A 25,411-nucleotide genomic window follows, 5' to 3' on the forward strand; every position below is an offset into this window, starting at 1 on the left:
TTATGTCGCAAGCGTCCCTTGCCACAAAGGGTCGGGTATACTGCCGCGTTTACGGCCGGGCGGCTCGACCGCGTGGCCCGCTGTTGCAGGACAACCCGGGGTAATTATGCTCGAACAGGCTCAACACATTCTCAAGGACATCTTCGGCTACGACAGTTTCCGGGGTAGCCAGGGTGCGATCATCGAGCGTGTGGCCAACGGTGGCGATGCCCTGGTGCTGATGCCCACCGGCGGCGGCAAGTCGTTATGCTTTCAGGTCCCTGGCCTGTTGCGTGATGGCCTGTGTGTGGTGGTCTCGCCGCTGATCGCACTGATGGACGATCAGGTCGCAACCCTCGATGAGCTGGGTGTGTCGGCTGCGGCGCTCAACTCTACGATGAGCGCCGAACAGCAGCGCGAGCTGGCCGGGCGGATTCGCCAGGGCGAGATCAAGATGCTTTATCTGGCGCCCGAGCGGCTGGTTCAGCCACGCATGCTGGCGTTTTTGCAGAACCTCAAGATTGCCCTGTTTGCCATTGATGAGGCGCATTGCGTCTCGCAATGGGGTCATGATTTCCGGCCTGAATACCTGCAACTGGGGCAACTGGCCGAGCTGTTCCCGGACGTTCCGCGCATTGCCCTTACGGCTACGGCCGACAAGCGTACCCGCGAAGAGATCGTTAGCCGCCTGCATTTGCAGAATGCCGAGCGCTACCTGTCCAGTTTCGACCGGCCCAACATCTTTTATCGCATCGTGCCCAAAGAGCAGCCACGCAAGCAATTGCTGGCATTCCTGTCCCAGCGTCGCAGCGATGCCGGCATCGTTTATTGCCTGTCGCGCAAGAAAGTCGAAGAAACAGCGACGTTCCTCAGCGACAACGGCTACCCGGCGCTGCCGTATCATGCAGGCTTGCCTGCCGATGTACGGGCGGCCAACCAGAAGCGCTTCCTCAATGAGGAAGGCCTGATCATGGTCGCGACCATTGCGTTCGGCATGGGCATCGACAAGCCCAACGTACGCTTCGTTGCGCACATGGACCTGCCCAAGTCGCTCGAAGCCTACTACCAGGAGACCGGCCGGGCAGGGCGCGATGGTTTACCGGCCGATGCCTGGATGGCCTACGGGTTGCAGGATGTGCTGATGCTCAAGCAGATGCTGCAAAGCTCCGAAGGCGACGAGCGGCATAAACGTCTTGAGCATCACAAACTCGACGCCATGCTGGCGTTGTGCGAAGAAACCCGCTGCCGGCGCCAGGCGCTGCTGGCCTATTTCGACGAGGACCTGCCACAGCCGTGCGGGCATTGTGATAACTGCGTCGACGGCGTGCAGACCTGGGACGCCACGGAGCCTGCGCGCCAGGCCCTGTCGACGATCTTCCGCACCGGGCAGCGCTATGGCGTCGGCCATCTGGTGGATGTATTGCTGGGCAAGAGCAACGACAAGGTGCAGAGCTTCGGGCATGAGCGTTTGTCGGTCTTTGGCGTCGGCAAAGCCCATTCCGAGGGTGAATGGCGCTCGTTGTTCCGCCAGTTGGTGGCTCGCGGGCTGGCCGATATCGACCTTGAAGGTTACGGCGGGCTGCGCCTGTCCGACACCTGCCGGCCTTTATTGCGCGGTGAAGTCAGCCTGCAGTTGCGCCGTGATCTCAAGCCGCAGACCAGCAGCAAGTCCGGTGGCGCCAGCCCTGCCAGCCAATTGGTGCGCGGCGAAGAGCGCGAACAATGGGAAGCCCTGCGCGCCCTGCGTCGGCGCCTGGCCGAAGAGCATGGCGTGCCGCCTTATGTGATCTTCCCCGACTCTACACTGCTGGAAATGCTGCGCAGCCAGCCAGGCTCGATGGCCGACATGGGCCGGGTCAGCGGTGTGGGGGCACGCAAACTGGAGCGCTATGGCGAGGCCTTTCTGGAGGTGCTCAGTGGCAAGGCCGAGGCGCCGCGCGTGGTCACCGACCTGCGTCATGAACTGATCAGCTTGGCGCGGGCCGGCATGACGCCTGCGCAAATTGCCGGGCAATTACAATGTTCGGAAAAGAACGTCTACAGCCTGCTGGCCGAGGCCATTGGCAAACAGCAGTTGTCGGTGGAGCAGGCGCTGGACTTGCCTGAGGACCTGTTGGGCGAAATTCAGGATGCCTTCCTCGATGGTGAAGGCGAATTGCCGCCGGTCAGCGAAGTGGCCGCGCAGTTCAGCGGTCGCGTGCCGGACGGTGTGTTGTATTGCGTTCGGGCGGCCTTGCAGTCGGAGTTCGAGGCGTAACCTGCTGTGACGAAAGGTCACACACGCTGCCTTGATCGGCACCGGGGACCATGCTTAGCTGCCTAACAATTGTTTCAATCAAGAGTTTGCCATGCCACTGACAGATCAACACCGCTTCGGGATGCAACTGGCCCAACTGACCCGCGGTTGGCGCGCCGAGCTGGACCGGCGCCTGGCCAGCCTGGGCTTGTCCCAGGCCCGTTGGCTGGTGCTGCTGCATCTGGCGCGTTTCGATGACGCGCCGACCCAGCGTGAACTGGCACAAAGCGTCGGCGTCGAGGGGCCGACCCTGGCCCGTTTGCTCGACAGCCTTGAAAGCCAGGGGCTGGTGCACCGCCAGGCGGTACTGGAAGACCGCCGGGCCAAAAAGATTCTGCTCAGCGACAGTGCGACACCGTTGATCGCGCAGATCGAGGCCATTTCCAATACCTTGCGCGCCGAACTGCTGACCGGTATCGATGAAAGCGAGCTGCAGCAGTGCATGCATGTGCATGCGCGGATACTGGCTAATCTGGAAAGAACCTGAGGCACAGCGGCACGTTCTCGCTCATACTATTTGCACATATTTCAAGCACGAGAAGCCGTGTCCGGTTTCCTCAAGGGGACGCATGCTGAAAAGATCTCAGGTGGTTGTCGAGGACGACTTCAGGGCTGTGGTTCGTGGCGGCGCCAAGGCTGCGATGGTGCTGTCGCTGGCACTGGCGTCGTTATCCTGGTCGGGACTGGCGTCGGCGCTGGGTCTGGGTGAAATCACCCTGCACTCGGCCTTGAATCAACCGTTCAATGCACGGATCGCACTGATCGAGACCGATGGCTTGAGCAGCGATGACCTCATCGTCAAGCTGGCCTCGCCCGAGGCGTTTGCCAAGGCAGGTATCGAGCGTGGGTTCTTTCTCAATGACTTGCGCTTTACACCCGTGATTCGCGGTAATCGCAGCTTTATTCAGGTGCAGTCCTCCAAGGCTGTCACTGAGCCGTATTTGAGTTTTGTGGTGCAAGTGGCGCAGCCCAATGGCGATCTGCTGCACGAGTACACATTGCTGCTTGACCCTGCGACCTCGCCTCAAGGTCTGGCGGCGACCCGCAGTCGTCAGGAAGAAGCCCGCGCCCAGGAGGCTGCGTCGGCCGCTTCGCGTCTGCCGGTGGCGCCGCCGCCAGCGGTGCAAGGCAAGCATTACACCGTAGCGAGCGGCGACACCCTGGGCGCCATTGCACGACGCCTGCAAGGCCCTGGCGGCAAAGTACCGGCTGCCCAACTGGCCGAAGGTATCCAGGCCTTGAACCCGCTGGCGTTTCCAAATGGTTCGGGTTCTGCGCTGAAAGCCGGGCAAAGCTTGTTGGTACCCGACAACGCGGTGCTGCCGGCCTCGGTCAGCAGTAATGCGCCAGCCAACAATGCGCCCGTTTCGGCTCCAGCACCTGCCGCACCTGCCGAGGTTCAGCTTGCTGCGGCCGAGCTGGCTGCGGCTGCCATCGAAAATCAGCAGCTGGCGCGCAGCGTCGATGAGCTCAAGGCCCAGAACCAAAGCTTGCAGGAGCAGCTGATCGAAAGGGACAAGACCGTGTCGGTGCTGCAGGTCCGCCTGACTGAAGCCAGCGCGCCTGCTGCCGGGCCGATCATGGTGCCGGCCGCTCCGGTGGTGGCTGCCGCTCCCGTTGTTGCACCAGCCGTACAAACCGTTGACGACAACCCGCTGTTCAGCCTGCCGCTATTGTTGGGCGCATTGTTGGTTATCCTGCTGTTGTCGGGGCTTGTGTATTCGCGTCGCCAGCGTCGCAAGCCTGAACCGGTGGCACCTGTAGTCGCCCCGGAAGAGCCGCTGATCAAGCCTGCGCAGTCGACGGTGCTGCCGGTGTATGAAATTCCGGCAGTGTCGCCACAACCGGTATCCACCCAGGCAACGGCGCCGTCACTGAGCAAGGAGCCGGCCCCCGCCAAACGTCTGGCGGGCGCTGCCCCTGATGCCCTTGATGGCGTGAGCATCTACATAGCCTATGGCCGTTTCAACGAAGCCATGGGTATTTTGCGCGATGCCCTGGACAAGCAGCCTGAGCGCGAAGATATCCGCGTGCGCATTCTCGAACTGCTGGCCGAGCAGGGGGATGCCACAGGTTTTGAGCGCGAGACACAGACCGCGCTGGATCACGGTATGACCGATGAGCAAATCCAGGCCGTGCGCAATCGTTACCCGCAACTCAAGCCCACCCCCACAGCGCCTGCGCCCGTTTCAAGTGCTGCGCCAGTCGCGGCAGCAGTGGCTGCTGTGGCCCTTGCGGCAGTTGCAAGTGCATCGGACAAGCCCGAACCGCCTGCGCAACTCGATGAAACGGCGGCGGCTGCACTCAATCCTGAGCATCCCGACGAATTTCAGCTCAATCTCGACGATCTGTCGATGGATGCCGACTGGGATCTGGTCGATCCCTTCGACACCCCGGCGGCGCGTCAGGCGCCTGAAACCCTGGCGCCGGTCGAAACCGATCCTGGCTTTGCTTCGAACCTCAATGAATTGCCGGAAGTGTTCGAGTTGCAGGACGACCCGTTTCTGGGCGATCTGTCGGATCCTGAAACGCCGTTAGCCGAGTCCATCGAGCTGATCGAACCGCTGGAAGTGATTGAGCCGGCTGCCAGCGATGAGCTGGACGATGCCTTTCTCGACAGTTTCGCCGGTGACGAGGGCATGGAGTTCGATTTGCTGGATCTGGACGAAACACCGCTGACCTTGATCAATCAGGCTCAGTTGTTGATCGATGAAGGCGAGATCGATCAGGCGCGGCGCTTGTTGTTGCAGGTGCTCGACGAGTCTGACGAAGCCCACCAGCAGATGGCCAGCGATTTGCTGGCCAGCCTTGAATAAGGCTTAGTGCGACTGGCCTTGCGTCGACAGGGCCAGTAGCTGTTTTTCTTGCAGCCAGTCGAACGGTTCTTCGTTTTGCTCGGCCTCGAAACGGCGCTCTTCCAGCGCCTGATACAGCTCGATTTCGTCGTCCGGCATGAAGTGCAGGCAATCACCGCCGAAGAACCACAACAGATCGCGCGGCACCAGATGAGCGATCTGCGGATAGCGCTGGATGATCTGGCAGAGAATATCCTGGCCCAGGTACTGGCTTTCGATCGGGTCCTGCGGCAGTTGCTCGAGCAGTTCGTCGAAGCGCTCCAGAAACAGGGAATGACTTTCTTCGGGAACCTGTTCTGCCTCGCCCAGCGCGACCAGAATGCTGCGCAGGTGAGCCAGCAGGCTCAGGTGATGGTCGAGAATGGCGTCGGCCATGGTGAAATCCTCAAAGACAAAACGGGCGCGAGAGTATAAAGCTCTGCGCGCCCGCTGTGTGTATGACGTTGTGACGTTTAGCGGGTCTTGCCTGGCGCCAGGGTCAACTCTTCCTTGGCAAAATCATCCACGTCGATGACCTTGCGCCGTGCGCGCTCGGCCTCTTCCAGGCTCTGCGCTTCACTGGCTTGCAGAATCCCGGACTGCACGGCCGCAGCCACCGGCGACTCGCCGGGTGCCAGATCGAGCTGCTTGCTCTTTATCGCGTGGGCCAGCTTGCGGCGCACCGGATAAGCGGCTTGCAGCAGGTCATGCGCCTGTTGCAGCGCGCCGACCGGATCATCTGCCGATTGTGGGCGGTAGCAGCCTGTCAGCAACGCTTCCAGCGCCGGCTCGCCCCTGGATTGCCCCAGCAACTGAGCGATTTCGGCGTCCAGTGCATCCGACGGTCCCTTGTGTCGACGTCCGAACGGGAAGACCACCACGCGCAAGGCGCAGCCGAGCCACTTGTTGGGGAAGTTACGTAGCAGTTCGTCCAGCGCGCGTTCAGCCTCGCCGAGACTTTCTTCCATGGCCCAACGCAGCAGAGGGCGCAGTTCCTGAGGCGAACCCTGATCGTGATAACGCTTGAGCGCCGCCGAGCCAAGATACAAGTGGCTGAGCACATCGCCCAGACGTGCCGACAGGCGTTCGCGACGTTTCAGTTCGCCGCCCAGCAGCATCATGCTCAGGTCTGCGAGCAGCGCAAAAGCTGCCGCCTGACGGTCAAGCGCACGGAAGTAACCCTGGCTCAGACTGTCGCCAGGTGTCTTGTCGAACCGGCCCAGGCCGAAGTTGAGTACCAGCGTACTGGCGGCATTACCGACGGCAAAACCGATATGGCGCAGCAGCAGGTCGTCGAACTCGTACAGCGCCCGCTGCTGATCTTCGCGCCCGACCAGGGCCATTTCCTTGAGCACGAACGGATGGCAGCGAATCGCGCCCTGCCCGAAGATCATCAGATTGCGCGAAAGGATATTGGCCCCTTCGACGGTGATGAAAATCGGTGCGGTCTGCCAGCTGCGTGCCAGATAGTTATTGGGCCCCATGACAATGCCCTTGCCACCGTGGACATCCATGGCGTGGCTGATGCATTCGCGGCCACGTTCGGTCAGGTGGTACTTGAGAATGGCCGAAAGCACCGAAGGCTTTTCACCCAGGTCCACCGCGTTGGCAGTCAGAATGCGTGCGCTGTCCATCAGCCAGGCATTGCCGCCGATCCGCGCCAGCGCTTCCTGAATACCTTCGAATGCCGACAGCGGCACATTGAACTGCTCGCGTACCTGAGCGTACTGGCCGGTCACCAGGCTGGTGTACTTGGCCGCGCCGGTGCCGACCGCCGGCAACGAGATCGAACGGCCCACCGACAGGCAATTCATCAGCATCATCCAGCCCTTGCCGAGCATCGCCTGACCACCAATCAGGAAGTCGAGCGGTACAAACACGTCCTTGCCGGAGTTGGGGCCGTTCATGAAGGCTGCGCCCAGCGGCAAATGGCGACGGCCGATCTCGACGCCTGCGGTGTCAGTCGGAATCAGCGCCAGGCTGATGCCCAGATCTTCTTGTTCGCCCAGCAGATGATCAGGGTCGTAGGCCTTGAAGGCCAGGCCCAGCAGGGTAGCCACCGGCCCCAGCGTGATGTAGCGCTTTTCCCAGTTCAGGCGCAGGCCAAGCACTTCTTCGCCTTGCCATTGGCCCTTGCAGATGATGCCGGTGTCAGGCATCGCCCCGGCATCGGAGCCAGCCAGCGGCCCGGTCAGTGCAAAGCACGGAATGTCATCGCCCCGCGCCAGACGTGGCAGGTAATGGTTGCGCTGTTCATCGGTGCCGTAATGCAGCAACAATTCGGCAGGGCCCAGCGAGTTGGGGACCATGACCGTAGAGGCCAGGTCGCCGCTGCGGGTCGCCAGTTTCATGGCGACCTGCGAGTGGGCATAAGCCGAGAAGCCTTTGCCGCCATATTCCTTGGGAATGATCAGGGCAAAAAAACCGTGGGTCTTGATATGCGCCCAGGCTTCTGGCGGCAGGTCCATGTCCTGGCCGATCTGCCAGTCGCTGACCAGCGCGCACAGCTCATCGGTAGGGCCATCGATAAAGGCTTGTTCTTCTTCGGTCAGACGCGCTTGTGGATAGGCCAGCAGGGTGTTCCAGTTGGGCCGGCCGCTGAACAGTTCACCGTCCCACCAGACCGTGCCGGCCTCGATGGCATCGCGCTCGGTTTCAGACATCGGCGGCAATACCTTCTTGAACCAGCGAAACATCGGCGCACTGAAGTACTGACGGCGCAGGTCGGGCAGCACTACAGGCAGCAATACGGCCAGCCACAACAACCAGAAAATCGCCAGCAGCCATCCCGGCGCATGGCTCCAGATACCCATGGCCAACAGGTACACCGCGACGATGCCCAGGGTGGCAACGGGTGTGATGCGCCGGTGGGCCAGCCAGGCAATGCCGGCCACCAGTCCTGCAATCCACAACAACAGCATAAAGAATCCTCCGTGATGACAACGCTCAGGGCGTTGTCAAAGACTGGATACCCGATAGCGGGCAATCTCGATAGTGACCCTGTGAGTCTCTGTAAGTTGCTATGGGTACGTGCAACGAGGAAGTTGCGACCCTGACAGGGTAGACTGGCAGGCCGTGATTGCCCGAACTGCCAAGGAGGAAAACGCAATGCTCAAGATCTGGGGACGTCAGAATTCCACCAATGTGCGCAAAGCGCTGTGGATCGCAGAAGAGGTCGGTGTGCCTTACCAGTCGTTGAATGCCGGGGGTGAATTCGGCCTGGTCGACGAGCCCGATTACCGCGCCAAGAATCCTAACGGCCGTGTGCCGATGATCGAGGACGGCGAATTCATCCTCTGGGAATCCAACGCCATCGTGCGTTATCTGGCGGCCCGTTATGGCGCAGATTCGGGCTTTTATCCGGCTGACCCGCAAACCCGTGCACAGGCCGATAAATGGATGGACTGGGCCAGTTCGACCCTGGCCGCACCGTTTCGCCCAGTGTTCTGGGGGCTGGTGCGTACCCCGGCTGAGCAACAGGACAAGGCGGCCATTGCCCGGGGCGTGCAAGAACTCAATGAGCTGTGGGCCATCGTCGATGCGGCATTGGCCCATCAGCCTTATCTGTCCGGCGATGAACTGGGCATGGGCGATATCCCGCTGGGTTGCTTCGCCTACGGCTGGTTCGCAATGCCCATCGAGCGCGCGCCGTTGCCGCACCTGCAAGCCTGGTACGAGCGCCTGAGCGCTCGCCCGGCGTATCGCAAAGCCGTCATGACGCCGCTGACCTGAGGCCTTGATTTTGACCGGTTACAGCTCGTCGAGCTTTTTTGTGTCTGTTTAATACTTATTATTAATGAATGTGTCTGTACTTGAGTGGCCTGGCCAAGGAACATGGTTCGATCAGGCCACCATGGACCTTCCTTATTCTTCAGATGGGTGCGTTTTCCGCTATGAGTTCAGCCCTGTCCATCCGACAGCTCACCAAGACCTACGGCAACGGTTTCCAGGCCCTCAAGGGCATTGATCTGGAAGTGGCCGAAGGCGACTTCTTCGCCTTGCTTGGCCCTAACGGCGCCGGCAAATCCACCACCATCGGCATCCTTTCGACGCTGGTGAACAAGAGCAGTGGCACGGTCAGTATTTTCGGCCATGACCTGGACCGCGACCCGGCTGCGCTCAAGCGCTCGATCGGCGTGGTGCCGCAGGAATTCAACTTCAACCAGTTCGAAAAGACCTTCGACATCGTCGTGACCCAGGCGGGCTACTACGGAATTCCGGCCAAAGTCGCCAGGGAACGTGCCGAGCAATACCTGACCCAGCTTGGGCTGTGGGACAAGCGCGATGTGCCTTCGCGTTCGTTGTCCGGCGGCATGAAGCGACGTTTGATGATCGCCCGCGCACTGGTGCACGAGCCGCGCCTGTTGATTCTCGACGAGCCGACTGCTGGCGTGGACATCGAACTGCGCCGCTCGATGTGGACCTTTCTGACCGAGCTGAACCAGAAGGGCATCACCATTATTCTCACTACCCATTACCTGGAAGAGGCCGAACAGCTGTGCCGCAATATCGGCATCATCGACCACGGTGAAATCGTGCAGAACATGGGCATGAAGCAATTGCTCAATACCCTGACGGTAGAAACCTTCGTGCTCGACCTCAAGCAATCCTATCCGGCTGCTCCGCAACTGCCGGGCTTTCCCTGCAAGCTGATCGACAACCACACCCTTGAAGTGCAGGTCGACAAAAACGTAGGCATCACCGCGCTGTTCAGCCAACTGGCCCAGCAAGGGATCGAGGTACTGAGCCTGCGCAACAAAGCCAACCGACTCGAGGAGTTGTTCGTATCGCTGGTCGAGAAGAACCTGCAGAAGGTAGCCCAATGAGCAAGCAAACCGGCGAATTGCGCCCCAATCTGGTGGCCCTGAACACCATCGTCTACCGCGAAGTACGACGATTTACCCGCATCTGGCCGCAAACCCTGCTGCCGCCAGCGATTACCATGGTGCTGTACTTCGTGATCTTCGGTAACCTGATCGGCCGGCAGATCGGCGACATGGGCGGCTTCAGCTACATGCAGTACATCGTGCCGGGGCTGATCATGATGTCGATCATCACCAACTCCTACGGCAACGTGGTCTCAAGCTTCTTCGGCGCCAAATTCCAGCATTCCATCGAAGAACTGATGGTCTCGCCGGTCTCGCCGCACACCATCCTCATCGGCTACGTGCTGGGCGGCGTACTGCGCGGCCTGATGGTCGGCGTGATCGTGACCGTGCTGTCGATGTTCTTTACCGACCTGCAAGTGCACCATCTGGGCGTGACTATCGTCGTGGTGCTGCTGACCGCGACCATCTTCTCGCTGCTGGGCCTGGTCAACGCGGTGTTCGCGCGCAACTTCGACGATATCTCGATCATTCCGACCTTCGTCCTGACTCCGCTGACCTACCTGGGCGGCGTGTTCTACTCCATCAGCCTGCTGCCGCCGTTCTGGCAGACCGTGTCACTGGCCAACCCGGTGCTGCACATGGTCAACGCCTTCCGCTACGGCATTCTGGGCGTGTCGGATATCCGCATCAGCATTGCGCTGGCGTTCATGGTAGTGGCGAGTGTGCTGCTGTATGTTTTCTGTATTCGCTTGTTGGTGAGTGGGCGGGGTATGCGCCACTGATGGTTGGTTTCTCTCCGGGCCTGCTGGCCCGGTGGGGAATTCTGGTTATTTCTGGCTGGGGTGTAGCTTGGCCAGAGCAGCCTGAAACTCGGGGGATGGGCTAGCCCATTGTTCGCGGGGCAGGGGTTTGGACCATTCGATGATGTCGGGGTGGTCGAGGTCGGGAAGTGGGTAGAGCTTTTTGCGTTCCAGCAGATCGGCCAGTAATGTATTGAAGATAAGCAATTCGAATAAACCCTCCCGGAGCAGGGTTCTGAACCAGCCTTTACGCTTGGCAGCGTCGCGAAGATCGTCCAGATAGCTGGCCCAGACTCCCTTGGTACGGGCGAACTTGGCGGTGAGATCGCTTACGGCATCGGGACCCACCTCCATATACGTGCGCACGCACTCCCACAACGCCATGGCAGGTTTGCCGCCGCCGCAGGGGAAAACCATCGCAAAGTCCTGGTTTTTATCGGCGGTATCGGGATTTTCCAGGCTGATAAGTAACATGCCATGAGAGATACGTCCGCCTTGGGTTACGGTCGAAAACTCAGTGATGGTCGCTACAACGCTTTCCCAGGGGATGATCCGGTACTCGCCGTTTTTGTGCAGAAAACAGGCTTCGCGGCGTTGACGATTGAAACGCATGGGAAGAGGGGTGGGGCGCCTCAGGCCAATGATCAAAAATACAACAGATATGCAGGTCATGACAGCGCCAAACAACAATATCTCCCAGGCTATAGAAGAGGTTATGTAGCTTAGTGGTATTGCAAGTGCTAGACAAGATACTATTTGAAACCAGGCCAGTGCGGATGCCGTGCCGATGTTGTAGTTGTTTATGTCCAGAAATATATCATTTTTGCGCCATATGATATTAAGGCAGTCACTTGGCTTTTGCCCCGTGGGCAGAGGGAGGGGTGCCAGATAATCTTTTCGAGAGACGAGTGTCTTTTTAAAGGAGCCTGCGGGTGGCGTGCTCATTTTTTAGCCTTGGGTTGCAGGAATTTTGAACATTGTTGTTCGCCTAATCGATGCTCTATTACATTGTTCAGGATAAGTGTCTCATCGTTGCGTAATGGGATGACACCGCCCTTGGGCGTAAGGGTAAAAGACAAGCCCTCTTCGCCACCAATAAAGCGGTTTATTTGCAATAGTGAGGTGAGCGGTGAGCTGTATTTCACTCGAATGGAGACGTTTTGGGGTAGCGAGGCCAGTTTATAGGCAACTTTTTTAAATACTCCAGTGATACGCAGGCCCTGGCCTTCATCTGGAGGGATCCATTCACAATGGCTGTTTTCAAGCCAGTGAGTCCCCATGTCGCGTATCAAGTACGGCGGTGTATGCAGCCCGGGTTTGCGTCGTCGTTCCATCCACAACTCATAGTCAATAGGGTCGCCTATCAAAGAGATATCCAGGCGTACGCTGTTGGGCAGTGCGCCTGGCAAGTCAATGCTCACAGCCTCGACGTAGTGTTCATCCTGTAAGTAAAGGATCTTGCCTGAGTCAGGTTTTTCGGATTTTTCCTTGAAATTGACACGTGGTGAGTAAAGCAATACGAGCAGCTCATCCATCTCGTCTTTTTGTGCGCTCAGGGTGATGGGTGAAAGGTCGCCGGCTTTCTGTCTGGACCAGCAGCAATGATGTAAGAAATTCTGCAAAGGTGTTTTTTGAAAGAACCAGGCGACCAGATAGAGCCCGCCCATAAAGGCGATAACCCAGAATAAATAGGCCATCACGATCGTGAATCCAGCAATGGCGGCACTGGGGGTTATAACGCCTGTAATGGCGGCCATGGTGAAACCGAATCCTGCTGCTGCCTGGGCTGCATAAACAGCCATTTGGCCGCCTACTATGTTTTTCCGGAGCTTCAGCCAAGGGTCTACTGAATTGTGTGAGCTTTCAATTTGTTCTTGAATCGACTTGAATTCGTATCTTGCTGCCTCAAATGATAGAAGGCCTATGATGCCGCCAAATAATGGAGCGATGGGCATCTGTCTGGAAAGGGCTCTGTATTCCGATAGCCCGTACCCCTTTCGTACCACGTTATCCACAACCGCCATCAACGCCGCAGCGGTATACAACACTGCAGAAATAACATCATAGGTGCGTTGTTCACCCATCCTCTCGACGATGGATGCGTCATTGACATACCGACTGGCATTCCAGGTATTGAGCACCAACACAAGCAGCGGTGTCAGGCCCCCGCTGTTTTGTACAACCTTGCTATTAAGAATGTTAGCCGTATTGCCTTTACTGATAGCAAAGGCCGTGCTTCTTGCCCATTGCTCCAGTTCTTTAATTCCCTTGCCAAAGGCCTCAAAGACCATGAAGTTCTGGTCCTTGCTCCATTTGAAACCAATCTGCGCATTGGTCCTCGCAAAGACCATCATCCCTACCCAGCTTTCGCTCAGACGATCCAGTTTGCTTCGCAGCAGCAGTACTGCCGGGCTAAGCCGGTTGACCATGGTTACCCAGCGACTGTCATCGGCCATGACCCGCATATGCGCAAGCACCGGGTTGGCCGCTTCACCCAGTGCTTTGGACAAGGCAGCCTGGGTGTTGCTCAGGTTCTCGTCGCTCAGCGCTGCCATTATTTCGCCCAGGCGCGTTTCACTGTTGAGCGCGGCTTCCAGGCTCGGGCTCCAGGAGAAGAACAACTGTCGCAAGGCTCCGGGATCCTTGCTGCGCACATAGCCGGCATATTGTTCGGCGCCCTGGTTGTACAGGCATTGGGCGGTTAGGCAGCCTTCTGCCAGATCGTCCAGCCACTCACGGTGGTGGGCGTCGTCATAGTTCACAAACCACGTGCCGCTGTCATGACGCGCCAGGAAAATACCCCGGTCGGCATACAGCAGCTCATGACGTTCCTTGACGCGTTGGTAGTGGGCCGGTGCGGTTTCGTCCAGCCAGTTATTCATGGCGGGCAGGTCGATATTTTCATCGATCCTGCCACTGAACTTGCCTTTTCTCTGGTTGTAATCTTTCTGCTTTCGATAGCGCCGGACTTCTTTGTCGACGTCTTTATGCAGCTCAACAGGCAGGAATTTCGCCATCGGTAATTGCAACTGCCTGATCTGTTCCCGAATATTGGCCAGTTGCTGCTTGCCCTCGGTGGTCATCTGTACGGTTTGAGCATTGGCAAGGCGGGCTTCTTCGAAACGCAACGGTTCTGCTTGTGCATTGATGTCTAAAAGAACCTCTCCTTGTTCAGGCGTGAGGCCGAGGTTGCGTTCTACATAACGGTAATTGACCAGATTCGCCACCTCCGCCCCGTCCTCGGTCAACAAACTGCGCACAAATCCGCCCACCGTCAGGCGTATCTGGTTCTCGCCAATCCACTGCTGGTGACTGATTTCCAGATGGTCCTGTTCATGATCGATATCGCGCAGTACGCCCAGGTCATCGTCGAGGCAGGCGAACACCGCCCATAACCCTTGTGCCTCCTGCTTCGCCGACTGCAACCAGCCACGGGTGCGCAAGGCGTGCCAGTCGTGTGCACTCCAGTCGCCGGGAGGCGGGCGGTCCTTGGCGGCGCCTGCGTGTTTGGACATGACATAGTCGCGCTCACCGACCCAGTACAGGGCGTCGGTGTAAGCCTGAAGGGTTTCAGGTGTAGGGTTTTCGAGCATCTTTTCACGCAGGTCATAGGCTTGCTGGCGTTCGGTTTCGCCGTTGCGTTGATGGTCGCTGACCACGCCCCAGTGGTAGGTTTCCGGCATCAGTTCGGCGATGACCTGTTCGGTGGCTTCCAGCGGCGGGCAGTGGTCAGCCTGTAACTGGTTGGCCACCTCCGGCAGGTCAATCTGGCGCATGCGTTTTTGCCGGATGGCGGGTTGTGCCAGTTCTTGGCAGCGCGGCATATCGAGGGGGTACTCGGTGTACATCAGCCACGCCGGCTGGTGTTTGCTCAATGCGATACCGGTCTGGGTGCCGCGCTGGAGCCGGGTATCGTCGTCATCCAGCGCTTCGGGGTCCAGTTTGCCCTCGGCGCACACGCCGTAACGTTGCAGGGGGCCGGTGCCTTGCCACAGGTAGAGAAAGCCGGTACGCAACCTGCGTGCAGCCATCGAATGGCTTTTGGGCTGGACGCCCGGTTGGCAGCTCGGGTGGCTGGCGGCCTGCTCGGCCAGGGCATAGCGCACCGGCACCACAAAGATCTTGTCCTGGCTGGCCGCGCAGGCGGCAAGCGGGCTGTTGATGTCTAAATGAGGCTGCGCTTTGGCCGCCCGGTCGGCGTTGCTGAGGTTGATCAGGGCGGTTTCATTTGCGTCAATGCTCATGAGCGAGGCTCCTGGTCATGAATCAGTTGCAGGGTCAGTTCGCTTAACAGGCCATCCAGCCGTTGCGCGGGCGACAGACCTGCTGCTTCAAGAATCTTCCGATAGGCCTGATGGGTGGACTCATACGGAAAGTTCGCACCCAAATGCACATGCAGGCTGACCCAGCGAGTGACTTCGTCTTGCGTGCTGTAACCCTGGCGTCCGGCGCTGAGCTGGCAGGCCTGTGCCCACGCGTGTTGCGCAGCGTTATCAAGCCCATGCAAGGCGCTGGGGAAATACCGTTGGCAATGCTCGATCAGGTGTCGGTCGAATTGCTGGCGCTGTGCCTGGCCGAGGTGTTCGAGTTGGGCGGCGCTCAACTGCAGCCAGGGCGTGTGCGCATAACGCTGCCCTGGTGTCTGGCCGCTGCTGACAATCGACAGGTCGCTGCCGTCTTCGGCAGGCAAGCGGATCAACTGGATCGGGCCCATGGCCCGATCACGCTCGATGGGTTGCAGGCCTTGCAGCCATAGCCGGGCGATACGTGGATCGTGATAGCGAAAGAACGCGGTGACCTTACCTTCCAGGCTCACATGCACCAGGCTGCGCAAGTGATCGAGCAAGGCCGGCTCCGGAGCATCGGTTTCCAGCCAGATACCGGCGTGCATGCGCCACCGCTGAATAAACGAAAGTGCCAACTGGCTGCCCGGAACAACGGGTACCAGCAGCGGGCCGCAGTCAGCCAGTTCCGCATAGACTGTGGTCAGGTAAAGAGGATGGCAGGGCATGAATTGCCCAAGGCTCAGCAGGAACTGCGGCAGCTCGTCGATCTGCGCGCTGTCGAGCAGCAGGTACGTATTTCTCATGCTCCTGGCGCCCTGAGTTTCTGGCACACCGCGCACACCGGTGCTGCCTGTTGTGCGGCACTGCGAAAGGCTTGTTTTTGCATAGTGAGGGTCAGCGCCTGCAAGGCGGCTAGCGGGGTCGGTATCGCCGACAAGGCAGGCATGCCGACCAGTGCCGGACCGCCGGGAAGGATCGGGCTGCTGCTGAAAATGCCAGCCATGCTGATCTGCAGATGCTGGCCTCCAGCCTTGAGGGTGATACTGGCTCCGGCATCGATAATCAGGTTGGCCCCCGATTTGAGGTGGACCTGCTGGCCCGCTTCGATGGCCAGCACCTGTCCTGCGCGGGTGTAACTATTGCTCTCGATATGCAGGTAATCGTCAGCCTTCAAGTGGGTTTTGCGATCCGCCGTTACCGTGCACCGGGCTTCGCCTTCCAGTTGGCTGATGCTATTGCCCTTGATGGTCTCCAGCCGGTCTTTGCCGACTTCAAGGCGGCTGTCGTTGTTGACCTTCTGTTCCAGATCGCGCTGTGCGTGCAGGTAGATCAACTCCTGACCGGTACGGTCTTCGATGTGCAGTTCGTTGTAGCCGGTGCCTTTGGGCGTGCTGCGGCTGCGAAACACGCTGCGGGTCTTGTTCGCTGGCAGCGGGTAGGGCGCAGGGTTGATGCTGTTGGGAAAGCAGCCGCTGATCACCGGCTGATCGGGATCGCCCTCCAGAAAGGTCACCAGTACTTCCATGCCGATGCGCGGAATGGTGACGCTGCCATGCGTGTCGCCCGCCCAGTTGGACGCCACCCGCAGCCAGCAACTGCTGTCGGCGTCGTATTGACCGTGGCGGTCCCAGTGAAACTGCACTTTGACTCGGCCGAATTGATCGCAATGAATCTCTTCGCTGGCCGGACCTGTTACCCGTGCGGTCTGGCTGCCGAGTATCCGGGGTCGAGGGTGGTTCAGTGCCGAGCGAAAGAAGGTATCCCAAGGCGTGGCGGTGAAGCGGTTGCGGTAGCCCTGGCTGAAGCCGTGGCGGTCATCGATGTGGGTGAGGTTTTCTTCCAGCACCCGAGGTTGCTTGCCCTGGTGCTCGACACGATTCAACAGCCATTCGGCGTTCCATTCCTGTCGCGGGTGGTCGCGCAGGGTCATGAAATGGCCGCTGAGCAGTTTCGGGTGATCGCTACTGCCTTCGACCTGGCAATAATCGATACGGCTGCGCTCCAGAGCGCGCTGGGTCAAGGGCTTGCCGCGCTCTTCGCCGCTGAAACCGCCGGGGTAGCGGTAGTCCTCAAGGTCTGGCTGAACAATTGCCGGGTCCGCGGGGGACTTGTATTCCAGTTGCCGGCTGGCTTTCTGAAAGTCGTAGTCGCGCCGAGTGGCGCGGCTGCTGCGTGCTTGCAGGCGCATGCTCAGTTGCTGGATCACGGTTTCGTCTGCCTGCGCGCCGCTGGGCGGGTGGTAACGGACGGGCAAGGCCAGTTTGCGAAACATGCTCTGGTGGTCGGCAAAGATCAGCGTGTGCTGCTCACGGCTGTGTTCAAAGTGGTAATGCAGGCCTTCTTCTTCACACAGGCGCTGAATGAAGTGCAGGTCGCTTTCGGCGTACTGCACGCAATATTCCCGCGCCTTATAGCGGCCTGCGAGCCTGAACTGGCACGTGTTACTGAACAGCCCGTGTTCCTTGAGAACCGCCTCGATGATTTGCTGGACGGTCTTTTTCTGGAAGATGCGTTGATTGACCCGGTGCTGCAGATAACTCAGCCGTGGTACGAGTGTCAGGCTGTAGTGGGCCAGGCGTCTGCCACTGTCTTTTTGCACGATGTGCTGGATCTGGCCGTGAATGCCTGCGCCGTCGCGCTCGAAGGTCAGGAACGCCAGTTGGTGCAACAGTGATGGCAGGTCCAGTCGCGGGCGTTCGCTGACCAGTTCGACGTTGAATCGGTAAGGCTGGCTGATGGCTTCTTCGCCGTCGAAAGACAGCACCTGAAAGTCATGGCTTGAGTCCTTGAGGAGCAGGCTGAAATGACCGTCGGTGGTGAGCATGTGTGTGTCCCTGTCAGTCGTTGCAGCAAAGACCCACGAGGCTAGCCATTTACCGTGCAGAAAAAAGCAGGGCATTTCTTCAGGGGCTGTAAGAAAAGGGCTGTGTAGCGAGGGGATTTTTGCCGCTAAAACGCTGCAACACTCCGCCGCTGCGCCACCCGTTTTTGAGGTCCATCCTGTGCGGCTTTCCCGTCTTGAGGAATGCTCATGCGCACAGGGATGGTCGCGCTTGCACTGGGTCTGTTGACCTTGCGTTTCTTGCCGGCATTGCCGCCGGTCTGGCTGTTGCTGCTCATGCCGTTGCTGGCCTTGATGCTGTTGCCCTGGCGTACCTACCCGCTGGCGATGTGGTTGCTGGGTTTGAGCTGGGCGTGCGTGTCGGCGCAATCGGCGCTGGATGACCAGCTGTTGCCTAGACTCGATGGCCAGACGCTATGGTTGCAGGGTGAGGTGGTTGGGCTGCCGAGTGACAGGGACGGGGTCATGCGTTTCGAACTCAAGGATGCCGATTCACGGCGGGCGCGGTTGCCAAAGCGTATTCGGATGAGCTGGCATGGCGGGCCTCAGGTGCGCAGTGGTGAGCGTTGGCGCCTGGCGGTCAAGCTGCGGCGCCCTGACGGGCTGGTCAACCCCGGTACATTCGATTACCAGGCCTGGCTGCTGGCGCGGCGTATCGGTGCGAGCGGCACGGTGGTCGACGGACAGTTATTGGCGCCGGGGCATTCGGCCTGGCGTGAGGCTATTCGTCAGCGGCTGCTGGCGGTGGACGCTCAGGGCCGTGAGGGCGGGCTGGCGGCGTTGGTGCTCGGCGATGGTGCCGGGTTGTCGAGCGACGACTGGCAGGTACTGCAAGAGACCGGCACCGTACATCTGCTGGTGATCTCGGGCCAGCATGTGGGGTTGCTGGCCGGCGCGGTGTACTTCCTGATTGCCGCGTTGGCTCGCTGGGGGTTGTGGCCGCGTGCCTTGCCATGGTTGCCGTGGGCATGCGGCCTGGCCTTTGCGGCGGCATTGGGGTATGGGCTGCTGGCGGGGTTTGAAGTGCCGGTGCGCCGCGCCTGTGCGATGGTCGCCATGGTGCTGTTGTGGCGTTTGCGTTTTCGCCATCTGGGGCTGATCTGGCCGTGGCTGGTGTCGCTCAATCTGGTGCTGGTCTTTGAGCCGCTGGCCAGCCTGCAACCGGGCTTCTGGCTGTCGTTCGCGGCAGTGGGCGTGCTGATTCTGGCGTTTGGCGGGCGGCTGGGCGGGTGGCGCTGGTGGCAGGCCTGGACCCGTGCGCAGTGGCTGATCGCGACTGGCTTGTTGCCTTTCTTGCTGGCACTGAACCTGCCAGTCAGTCTCAGTGGACCGTTCGCCAACCTGTTGGCGGTGCCTTGGGTCAGCCTGATCGTTTTGCCGCTGGCTTTGCTGGGCACGCTGCTATTGCCGTTGCCCGGCGTCGGCGAGTCTTTGCTGTGGCTGGCAGGTGGTGCCTTGCAGGTGTTGTTCGTGTTTCTGGGCTGGCTGGCCGTACAGGCGCCGGCCTGGCTGCCGGCGACCCTGCCGTGGTGGGCCTGGGCTTTGAGCCTGCTCGGTGCGCTGCTGTTATTGTTGCCCACGGGGTTACCCATGCGCCTGCTGGGCTGGCCGTTGCTGCTGTTGTGCGTGTTTGCACCGGCCGAGAAGATCCCGCACGGGCAGGTTGAAGTGTTGCAACTGGATGTCGGGCAAGGGCTGGCGATTCTGTTGCGCACCCGCGATCACAGCCTTCTATATGACGCAGGGCCTGCCGCGGCAGGGGTCGATCTGGGCGAGCGAGTGGTGTTGCCAGTGCTGCGCAAAGCCGGGGTGCGTCAGTTGGACCTGATGCTGATCAGTCATGCGCATGCCGACCATGCCGGTGGCGCGCTGGCGGTTCAGCGTGGCGTACCCGTCAAGCAGGTGCTGAGCGGTGAAGCCGAGGCCTTGCCGCCGTTATTGGCGGCAAGGCCTTGTCGCAATGGTGAGCGCTGGCAATGGAACGGGGTCAGTTTCGCGACCTGGCGCTGGGACGATGCCCGCAGCAGCAACGAGTCTTCATGTGTGCTGAGTGTCGAGGCGAGCGGTGAGCGGTTGTTGCTCACCGGTGATATCGAGTCAGGTGCCGAGCGTGCCCTGCTGACGGCCGACTTTGAGCTACAGGCGCATTGGTTACAGGCGCCACACCATGGCAGTCGTACTTCATCTTCACGGCGGTTGCTGGAGCGTGTTGCCCCCGAAGGCGTGCTGGTTTCCCGTGGCAGGCACAACAATTTTGGCCACCCGCACCCTGTGGTAAAGGCGCGTTACAAGGCGCTGGGGATTGTCATGTACGACAGTGCAGAAGCAGGGGCAATCGGTTTGCGCCTGGGGACTTTCGGCCAGCCAGAGGCCGCGCGCGCGCAGCGGCGCTGGTGGCGAGACTGATACGTCGATACCTGACATCGGTCGTGTTAGAGTGGCGCCAATTTTTCAGGGGGGGACGGCACTGTGTGGGAACTGGTCAAATCCGGCGGCTGGATGATGCTGCCGATCATTTTGAGTTCGATCGTCGCAGCCGGCATCATTATCGAGCGCCTCTGGACGCTGCGCAGCAGCCGGATCACTCCGCCGCATCTGCTGGGACAGGTGTGGCAATGGATTCAGGAAAATAAACTCGACGGCGAAAAACTCAAGCAGTTGCGCGCCGACTCGCCGCTGGGTGAAATCCTTGCAGCGGGCCTGGCCAACTCCAAACATGGTCGCGAGATCATGAAGGAGAGCATCGAAGAGGCGGCCGCACGCGTTATCCATGAACTGGAGCGCTACCTGAGTGCGCTGGGGTCGATCGGTGCCATGGCGCCGCTGCTCGGTTTGCTGGGTACCGTGCTGGGCATGATCGACATCTTCGCCTCGTTCAACGCGACAGGCACCGCCGGCAACGCCGTGGTCCTGGCCGGCGGTATTTCCAAGGCGCTGATCTGTACCGCTTCGGGCCTGATGGTCGCTATCCCGACGATTTTCTTCCATCGCTTCCTGCAAGGCCGGGTCGACGAACTGGTGGTCGGTATGGAGCAACAGGCTATTCGTCTGGTTGAAGTGGTGCAGGGTGATCGCGAAGTCGACCTGGTCGATGCGCCGGTCGATCTCAAGTCGCTGGCCAAGACCGGGGGCAAGAGAAAGTGAAGTTCCGTCGCCGCAAACAGCGCGACATCATCGACATCAATCTGGTGGCGTTGATCGATGTGGTGTTCATCCTGTTGCTGTTCTTCATTCTGACCACCACGTTTACCCGTGAGACTCAACTGCGTGTCGACCTGCCACAGGCGGTGACCGGGGCCTCGAACGATGACGCTGCGCGCAAGCAGGTGGACATCGCGATCAATGCCGACGGGATCTTTTCGGTGAACAACCAGTTGCTGCCCAGCAACGATCTGGCCAGCCTGATCGATGCCCTGCAGCGTGAGTCGGCCGGTGACACCAGCCTGCCACTGTCGATCAGTGCCGATGGCAAGACCCCACATCAAGCGGTGGTCACGGCCATGGATGCGGCCGGCAAGCTGGGGTTCAGCCATTTGCGCATGACGACCGTTCAGGCCGCTTCAGCTAATTGATGGCGGCTAACTGATGACGCTTTCCGGCCGTCTGCTTGCCGCCTGGTATGGCGGGCATCCGGCGCTGACGCTGTTGCGGCCGCTGGAGTGTCTGTATCGCCGAGTGGTCAATGCCAGGCGGGCGCGCTTTCTGGCCGGTGAGGGGACGATCTACAAGGCGGCAGTGCCCGTCGTGGTGGTGGGTAACATTACCGTTGGCGGCACCGGCAAGACGCCGTTGATCCTGTGGTTGATCGAGCACTGTCGTGCGCGGGGCCTGAGGGTTGGTGTGGTCAGCCGCGGTTACGGCGCCAAGCCGCCGAGTTTTCCGTGGCGGGTGCGTGCTGAACAAAGCGCTGCCGAGGCCGGTGACGAACCTTTGCTGATCGTGCAGCGCACCGGCGTGCCGCTGGTGATCGACCCGGATCGCGGGCGCGCCGTGCAGGCGCTGCTCGACACTGAACCTCTGGACCTGATCCTTTCCGACGACGGCATGCAGCATTACCGCCTGGCCCGTGATCTGGAACTGGTACTGATCGACGCCGCGCGCGGGTTGGGCAATCGCCGCTGTTTGCCGGCCGGCCCCCTGCGTGAGCCGGTCGAGCGCCTGCAAAGCGTCGATGCGCTGCTTTATAACGGTGCCCAGGCCGATCGTGAGGATGGCTTTGCCTTTACCCTCAAGCCTTCGGCGCTGGTCAATCTGCGCACCGGTCAACGGGTCGGCGTGGAGCATTTCCCACCGGGGCAAGCGCTGCATGCGGTGGCCGGTATCGGCAACCCGCAACGTTTCTTCAACACCCTTGAAGGGCTAGACTGGCGGCCTGTGGCGCATGCCTTCGCCGACCATGCTGTATTCGATGCGCAGGTACTGAGCTTTACACCTGCGCTGCCGTTGGTCATGACCGAGAAGGATGCGGTGAAATGCCGGTCCTTCGCCGCCGAAGACTGGTGGTATCTGGCCGTGGACGCCAAGCCCTCCACGGCATTCGTCAGCTGGTTCGATGAGCAGCTGGCACATCTTATTAAATGACGGGATCTTCCATGGATACCAAACTGCTCGACATCCTCGCCTGCCCGATCTGCAAGGGACCTCTTAAACTCAGCGCCGACAAGACCGAGTTGATCAGCAAGGGCGCAGGCCTGGCCTACCCGATTCGTGACGGCATCCCGGTGATGCTCGAAAGCGAGGCACGTACCCTGACTGCCGAGGAGCGTCTGGAAAAATGACAGCGTCCTTTACCGTCGTCATTCCGGCCCGTTTCGGCTCCAGCCGTTTTCCCGGTAAACCGCTCAAGACCATTGCCGGCAAGCCGATGGTTCAGCATGTCTGGGAGCAAGCTCGCAAAAGCAGTGCCGAGCGGGTGGTCGTGGCCACCGATGACGCGCGTATCGCCGAGGCCTGCCAAGGCTTTGGTGCCGAAGTCTTGCTGACCCGTGAGGATCACAATTCCGGCACTGACCGTCTGGCCGAAGTGGCCGGCAAGCTGGGCCTGGCGGCAGATGCGATCGTGGTCAACGTGCAAGGTGACGAGCCATTGATTCCGCCAGCACTTATCGATCAGGTCGCGGCCAACCTGGCGGCGCACCCTGAAGCCGGTATTTCTACCCTGTCCGAGCCGATTGAAGACGTTGCCAGCCTGTTCAATCCCAATGTGGTCAAGGTGGCGACCGACATCAACGGCCTGGCCCTGACGTTCAGTCGTGCGCCGCTGCCCTGGGCGCGCGATGCACTGGCGGCCAGCCGCGATGTACTGCCGCAAGGCGTACCGTATCGTCGGCACATCGGTATCTATGCGTACCGTGCGGGCTTTCTGCATGACTTTGTCGCGTGGGGACCATGCTGGCTGGAAAACACCGAGTCTCTGGAGCAGTTGCGAGCACTCTGGCACGGCGTGCGTATTCACGTGGCCGACGCTGTCGAAGCACCGCCGGCCGGTGTGGACACCCCTGAAGACCTGGAGCGCGTGCGGCGCTTGCTGGAGGGCTGATGAGTCTTGACGTGCGCCCGGCGGTGTCTCTCAAACCGTTCAACAGTTTTGCCGTTGATGTGCAGGCGCAGCTGTTCGCGGAAGCTCATGACGACGATCAGGTGCGCCAGGCGCTGGCCCGGGCCCGTGAGTTGCAGGTGCCGTTGCTGGTGATCGGTGGGGGCAGCAACCTGTTGCTGAGCGCTGATGTGCAGGCGCTGGTGTTGCGCATGGCCAGTCGTGGTGTGCGCATAGTCAGCGATGGGCCGCAGCAGGTCGTGGTCGAGGCCGAGGCTGGCGAGCCTTGGCATCCGTTTGTGCAGACTTGCTTGCAGATGGGGCTGGCGGGGCTGGAAAACCTCAGCCTGATCCCCGGCACGGTCGGTGCAGCACCGATGCAGAACATCGGTGCGTACGGGGTCGAGATCAAGGATGTGTTCCACAGCCTGATCGCGCTGGAGCGTGAAACCGGTGAACTGCACGCGTTTTCTTTGCAGCAGTGCCGGTTCGGCTATCGCGACAGCGTCTTCAAGCGCAATCCCGGGCGCTGGATCATCTTGCGGGTGCGCTTTACCTTGAGCCGCGAGGCTCATCTGCACCTTGAATATGGTCCGGTACGTCAGCGCCTGAGTGAGCTGGGCATCGACCAGCCGACGCCACTGGATGTCAGTCGGGCGATCTGTTCTATTCGTAGCGAGAAGCTTCCCGATCCTGCCGTATTGGGCAATGCCGGCAGTTTCTTCAAGAATCCGCAGGTTTCTGCTGAGCAGGCCGATGCCCTCAAGCTGCGTTATCCGCAACTGGTGGCTTATCCACAGGCCGATGGCCAGGTGAAGCTGGCGGCAGGCTGGTTGATCGAGCAGGCCGGCTGGAAGGGCTTTCGCGAGGGCGATGCGGGCGTGCATCGGTTACAGGCGCTGGTGCTGGTCAACTATGGCGCGGCCACTGGCGTGCAACTGTTGAATCTGGCGCAGCGTATCCAGGCCGATATCGTCGAGCGTTTCGGGGTCAGCCTGGAGATGGAGCCCAACCTGTATTAAGCCCGCGCGGCTTGATCGGCAGGTGGCAAGCCGGGGTCGATGCCGGTCATGGCAATCGACTCATCCCAGAGTCGTCGTGCGAGTGCGGGGTCTTGCGCCTTCGCCGAGCGTGACGCTTCGCCTGAAACACCTCTTGCCTCACCCAAACCGGTCGGTCCGTAATAAGCGCCAGGCGTTACCGCACCGGTGGCGGCTTGCAGCGCCGGCAAGGCGCCTTTTTCTGCGGTGTTGAGAAACCACCTGACCAGCGGGCCGAAGAACTGCATGGGGCCCATGAAGCGTCCCAGTTCCGTAGCGGCGATGCCTGGATGACAACCCAGTGCCGTGACATTTGAGTGTGCCGCGCGCAGGCGTCGGTCCAGCTCGAAAAAGAACAGTGCATTGGCCAGCTTGCTGGCGCCATAGCGTGTCATCCGGTTATAGCTTTTTTCGGCATTCAGATCGTTCCAGTCGATGCTGGCGCCCCGGTGCGCGATGCTTGAGGTCGTCACGATGCGTGAGCCTGGGGTTTCGCTCAGCTTTGGCAGCAACAGGGCAGTCAGGGCAAACGTGCCCAGGTGATTGACGCCGAGCTGCAGCTCAAAACCCTGTCGGGTGCGCATCAAGGGCGGCGTCATCACGCCGGCGTTATTGATAAGCCCATCGAGGCGGGGTTCAGTGGCCACTTTTGTGGCTGTTGCCTGGAGGCTGGATAGATCGGCAAGGTCCAGCGCGATATACGTCAGATCAGCCTGCGGGTGGATGGCCTTGATACGCTGGATTGCTTGTTCGGCCTTGGCCTGGTCGCGGCAGGCAAGCAAGACACGTGCGCCACGTGCAGCCAGTGCGCGGGTGATCTGATAGCCCAATCCGGTATTGGCGCCAGTGACCATAAAGCATTTGCCAGACTGGTCCGGCACATCGGTTTCAGTGAAGCCTTTTAAAGCAATGGGCATGGTGATTCTCTCGTTGAGGCTATGGCCATGAATCACAGACAAAAAAAGCCCC

The 25,411-nt window shown here is 60.2% G+C and carries 20 protein-coding genes; 13 read left to right on the forward strand and 7 right to left on the reverse strand.

Annotated elements, in window-relative coordinates; genetic code table 11:
• Positions 1-106: 106 nt before the first annotated feature.
• The 3 genes from recQ (at position 107) to ACYP2A_RS25300 (ending at position 5,091) form a co-directional block, all read left to right on the forward strand.
• Positions 107-2,236, forward strand: coding sequence for a DNA helicase RecQ (gene recQ, locus ACYP2A_RS25290; protein ID WP_459748660.1), 2,130 nt, complete (start codon positions 107-109; stop codon positions 2,234-2,236).
• A 91-nt stretch (positions 2,237-2,327) separates the two neighbouring features.
• Positions 2,328-2,762, forward strand: coding sequence for a transcriptional regulator SlyA (gene slyA / locus ACYP2A_RS25295; protein WP_459748661.1), 435 nt, complete (start codon positions 2,328-2,330; stop codon positions 2,760-2,762).
• An 82-nt stretch (positions 2,763-2,844) separates the two neighbouring features.
• Positions 2,845-5,091, forward strand: a complete 2,247-nt coding sequence (locus ACYP2A_RS25300; protein ID WP_459748662.1) for a type IV pilus assembly protein FimV — start codon at positions 2,845-2,847, stop codon at positions 5,089-5,091.
• 3 nt (positions 5,092-5,094) lie between these two features.
• Here the strand turns inward: ACYP2A_RS25300 and ACYP2A_RS25305 are convergent, their stop codons facing one another.
• Positions 5,095-5,505 (reverse strand): PA2817 family protein, encoded by a 411-nt coding sequence (locus ACYP2A_RS25305; RefSeq protein ID WP_459748663.1) that lies wholly within the window; start codon positions 5,503-5,505, stop codon positions 5,095-5,097.
• Between the two features lie 77 nt (positions 5,506-5,582).
• Entirely contained in the window at positions 5,583-8,030 is a 2,448-nt protein-coding gene (locus ACYP2A_RS25310; protein WP_459748664.1) for an acyl-CoA dehydrogenase, read from the reverse strand.
• Between the two features lie 187 nt (positions 8,031-8,217).
• Here ACYP2A_RS25310 and ACYP2A_RS25315 point away from each other — a divergent pair, with 187 nt between their 5' ends.
• The 3 genes from ACYP2A_RS25315 to ACYP2A_RS25325 all read left to right on the forward strand — a co-directional run bounded on the left by ACYP2A_RS25315 (position 8,218) and on the right by ACYP2A_RS25325 (position 10,720).
• Complete coding sequence (locus ACYP2A_RS25315; RefSeq protein ID WP_459748665.1) at positions 8,218-8,841, forward strand: glutathione S-transferase family protein; 624 nt, start codon at positions 8,218-8,220, stop codon at positions 8,839-8,841.
• Between the two features lie 161 nt (positions 8,842-9,002).
• Positions 9,003-9,935 carry an ABC transporter ATP-binding protein gene (locus ACYP2A_RS25320; RefSeq protein WP_459748666.1) on the forward strand — a complete coding sequence of 311 codons (933 nt, stop codon included), beginning with the start codon at positions 9,003-9,005 and terminating at the stop codon, positions 9,933-9,935.
• On the forward strand, positions 9,932-10,720 hold the full coding sequence (locus tag ACYP2A_RS25325) for an ABC transporter permease (protein WP_459748667.1): 789 nt from the start codon (positions 9,932-9,934) through the stop codon (positions 10,718-10,720). The genes ACYP2A_RS25320 and ACYP2A_RS25325 overlap by 4 nt, the downstream gene beginning before the upstream one ends.
• Positions 10,721-10,765: 45 nt before the next feature.
• Here the strand turns inward: ACYP2A_RS25325 and ACYP2A_RS25330 are convergent, their stop codons facing one another.
• From ACYP2A_RS25330 to ACYP2A_RS25345, 4 genes are read right to left on the reverse strand one after another with little or no spacing between them, the layout of a single operon-like run.
• The gene (locus ACYP2A_RS25330) at positions 10,766-11,683 is read right to left on the reverse strand and encodes a DUF6708 domain-containing protein (RefSeq protein WP_459748668.1); all 918 of its coding nucleotides are present in this window, start codon (positions 11,681-11,683) and stop codon (positions 10,766-10,768) included.
• Positions 11,680-14,982, reverse strand: coding sequence for a toxin VasX (locus tag ACYP2A_RS25335; RefSeq protein ID WP_459748669.1), 3,303 nt, complete (start codon positions 14,980-14,982; stop codon positions 11,680-11,682). The genes ACYP2A_RS25330 and ACYP2A_RS25335 overlap by 4 nt, the downstream gene beginning before the upstream one ends.
• Positions 14,979-15,827 carry a DUF4123 domain-containing protein gene (locus ACYP2A_RS25340; protein WP_459748670.1) on the reverse strand — a complete coding sequence of 283 codons (849 nt, stop codon included), beginning with the start codon at positions 15,825-15,827 and terminating at the stop codon, positions 14,979-14,981. Before ACYP2A_RS25340 ends, ACYP2A_RS25335 begins: the two co-directional genes overlap by 4 nt.
• Positions 15,824-17,848 (reverse strand): type VI secretion system Vgr family protein, encoded by a 2,025-nt coding sequence (locus ACYP2A_RS25345; RefSeq protein WP_459748671.1) that lies wholly within the window; start codon positions 17,846-17,848, stop codon positions 15,824-15,826. Before ACYP2A_RS25345 ends, ACYP2A_RS25340 begins: the two co-directional genes overlap by 4 nt.
• A 207-nt stretch (positions 17,849-18,055) precedes the next feature.
• Here ACYP2A_RS25345 and ACYP2A_RS25350 point away from each other — a divergent pair, with 207 nt between their 5' ends.
• The 7 genes from ACYP2A_RS25350 to murB all read left to right on the forward strand — a co-directional run bounded on the left by ACYP2A_RS25350 (position 18,056) and on the right by murB (position 24,424).
• Positions 18,056-20,272, forward strand: a complete 2,217-nt coding sequence (locus ACYP2A_RS25350; protein ID WP_459748672.1) for a DNA internalization-related competence protein ComEC/Rec2 — start codon at positions 18,056-18,058, stop codon at positions 20,270-20,272.
• Positions 20,273-20,335: 63 nt separating this feature from the next.
• The gene (locus tag ACYP2A_RS25355; RefSeq protein ID WP_459748673.1) at positions 20,336-21,010 is read left to right on the forward strand and encodes a MotA/TolQ/ExbB proton channel family protein; all 675 of its coding nucleotides are present in this window, start codon (positions 20,336-20,338) and stop codon (positions 21,008-21,010) included.
• Positions 21,007-21,438, forward strand: a complete 432-nt coding sequence (locus ACYP2A_RS25360) for an ExbD/TolR family protein (RefSeq protein WP_459748674.1) — start codon at positions 21,007-21,009, stop codon at positions 21,436-21,438. The genes ACYP2A_RS25355 and ACYP2A_RS25360 overlap by 4 nt, the downstream gene beginning before the upstream one ends.
• A gap of 13 nt (positions 21,439-21,451) precedes the next feature.
• On the forward strand, positions 21,452-22,447 hold the full coding sequence (lpxK, locus tag ACYP2A_RS25365) for a tetraacyldisaccharide 4'-kinase (protein WP_459748675.1): 996 nt from the start codon (positions 21,452-21,454) through the stop codon (positions 22,445-22,447).
• An 11-nt stretch (positions 22,448-22,458) separates the two neighbouring features.
• Positions 22,459-22,644: a Trm112 family protein gene (locus tag ACYP2A_RS25370; protein ID WP_056836870.1), complete on the forward strand. Its 186-nt coding sequence runs from the start codon at positions 22,459-22,461 to the stop codon at positions 22,642-22,644.
• Entirely contained in the window at positions 22,641-23,405 is a 765-nt protein-coding gene (gene kdsB, locus ACYP2A_RS25375; protein ID WP_459748676.1) for a 3-deoxy-manno-octulosonate cytidylyltransferase, read from the forward strand. The genes ACYP2A_RS25370 and kdsB overlap by 4 nt, the downstream gene beginning before the upstream one ends.
• Positions 23,405-24,424: a UDP-N-acetylmuramate dehydrogenase gene (murB, locus tag ACYP2A_RS25380; protein WP_459748677.1), complete on the forward strand. Its 1,020-nt coding sequence runs from the start codon at positions 23,405-23,407 to the stop codon at positions 24,422-24,424. The genes kdsB and murB overlap by 1 nt, the downstream gene beginning before the upstream one ends.
• On the opposite strand, the gene ACYP2A_RS25385 is transcribed toward murB, so the two are convergent.
• Positions 24,421-25,359 carry an oxidoreductase gene (locus tag ACYP2A_RS25385; protein ID WP_459748678.1) on the reverse strand — a complete coding sequence of 313 codons (939 nt, stop codon included), beginning with the start codon at positions 25,357-25,359 and terminating at the stop codon, positions 24,421-24,423. The two genes, murB and ACYP2A_RS25385, sit on opposite strands and share 4 nt — an antisense overlap.
• Between the last annotated feature and the right edge of the window lie 52 nt (positions 25,360-25,411).

Source organism: Pseudomonas sp. 3A(2025), from assembly GCF_054589175.1.

What these genes read in the sequence shown, in the direction of transcription:
- recQ (WP_459748660.1), top strand. Translation starts at nt 107, where the DNA reads ATGCTCGAACAGGCTCAACACATTCTCAAGGACATCTTCGGCTACGAC.
- slyA (WP_459748661.1), top strand. Translation starts at nt 2,328, where the DNA reads ATGCCACTGACAGATCAACACCGCTTCGGGATGCAACTGGCCCAACTG.
- ACYP2A_RS25300 (WP_459748662.1), top strand. Translation starts at nt 2,845, where the DNA reads ATGCTGAAAAGATCTCAGGTGGTTGTCGAGGACGACTTCAGGGCTGTG.
- ACYP2A_RS25305 (WP_459748663.1), bottom strand. Translation starts at nt 5,505, where the DNA reads ATGGCCGACGCCATTCTCGACCATCACCTGAGCCTGCTGGCTCACCTG.
- ACYP2A_RS25310 (WP_459748664.1), bottom strand. Translation starts at nt 8,030, where the DNA reads ATGCTGTTGTTGTGGATTGCAGGACTGGTGGCCGGCATTGCCTGGCTG.
- ACYP2A_RS25315 (WP_459748665.1), top strand. Translation starts at nt 8,218, where the DNA reads ATGCTCAAGATCTGGGGACGTCAGAATTCCACCAATGTGCGCAAAGCG.
- ACYP2A_RS25320 (WP_459748666.1), top strand. Translation starts at nt 9,003, where the DNA reads ATGAGTTCAGCCCTGTCCATCCGACAGCTCACCAAGACCTACGGCAAC.
- ACYP2A_RS25325 (WP_459748667.1), top strand. Translation starts at nt 9,932, where the DNA reads ATGAGCAAGCAAACCGGCGAATTGCGCCCCAATCTGGTGGCCCTGAAC.
- ACYP2A_RS25330 (WP_459748668.1), bottom strand. Translation starts at nt 11,683, where the DNA reads ATGAGCACGCCACCCGCAGGCTCCTTTAAAAAGACACTCGTCTCTCGA.
- ACYP2A_RS25335 (WP_459748669.1), bottom strand. Translation starts at nt 14,982, where the DNA reads ATGAGCATTGACGCAAATGAAACCGCCCTGATCAACCTCAGCAACGCC.
- ACYP2A_RS25340 (WP_459748670.1), bottom strand. Translation starts at nt 15,827, where the DNA reads ATGAGAAATACGTACCTGCTGCTCGACAGCGCGCAGATCGACGAGCTG.
- ACYP2A_RS25345 (WP_459748671.1), bottom strand. Translation starts at nt 17,848, where the DNA reads ATGCTCACCACCGACGGTCATTTCAGCCTGCTCCTCAAGGACTCAAGC.
- ACYP2A_RS25350 (WP_459748672.1), top strand. Translation starts at nt 18,056, where the DNA reads ATGCGCACAGGGATGGTCGCGCTTGCACTGGGTCTGTTGACCTTGCGT.
- lpxK (WP_459748675.1), top strand. Translation starts at nt 21,452, where the DNA reads ATGACGCTTTCCGGCCGTCTGCTTGCCGCCTGGTATGGCGGGCATCCG.
- ACYP2A_RS25370 (WP_056836870.1), top strand. Translation starts at nt 22,459, where the DNA reads ATGGATACCAAACTGCTCGACATCCTCGCCTGCCCGATCTGCAAGGGA.
- kdsB (WP_459748676.1), top strand. Translation starts at nt 22,641, where the DNA reads ATGACAGCGTCCTTTACCGTCGTCATTCCGGCCCGTTTCGGCTCCAGC.
- murB (WP_459748677.1), top strand. Translation starts at nt 23,405, where the DNA reads ATGAGTCTTGACGTGCGCCCGGCGGTGTCTCTCAAACCGTTCAACAGT.
- ACYP2A_RS25385 (WP_459748678.1), bottom strand. Translation starts at nt 25,359, where the DNA reads ATGCCCATTGCTTTAAAAGGCTTCACTGAAACCGATGTGCCGGACCAG.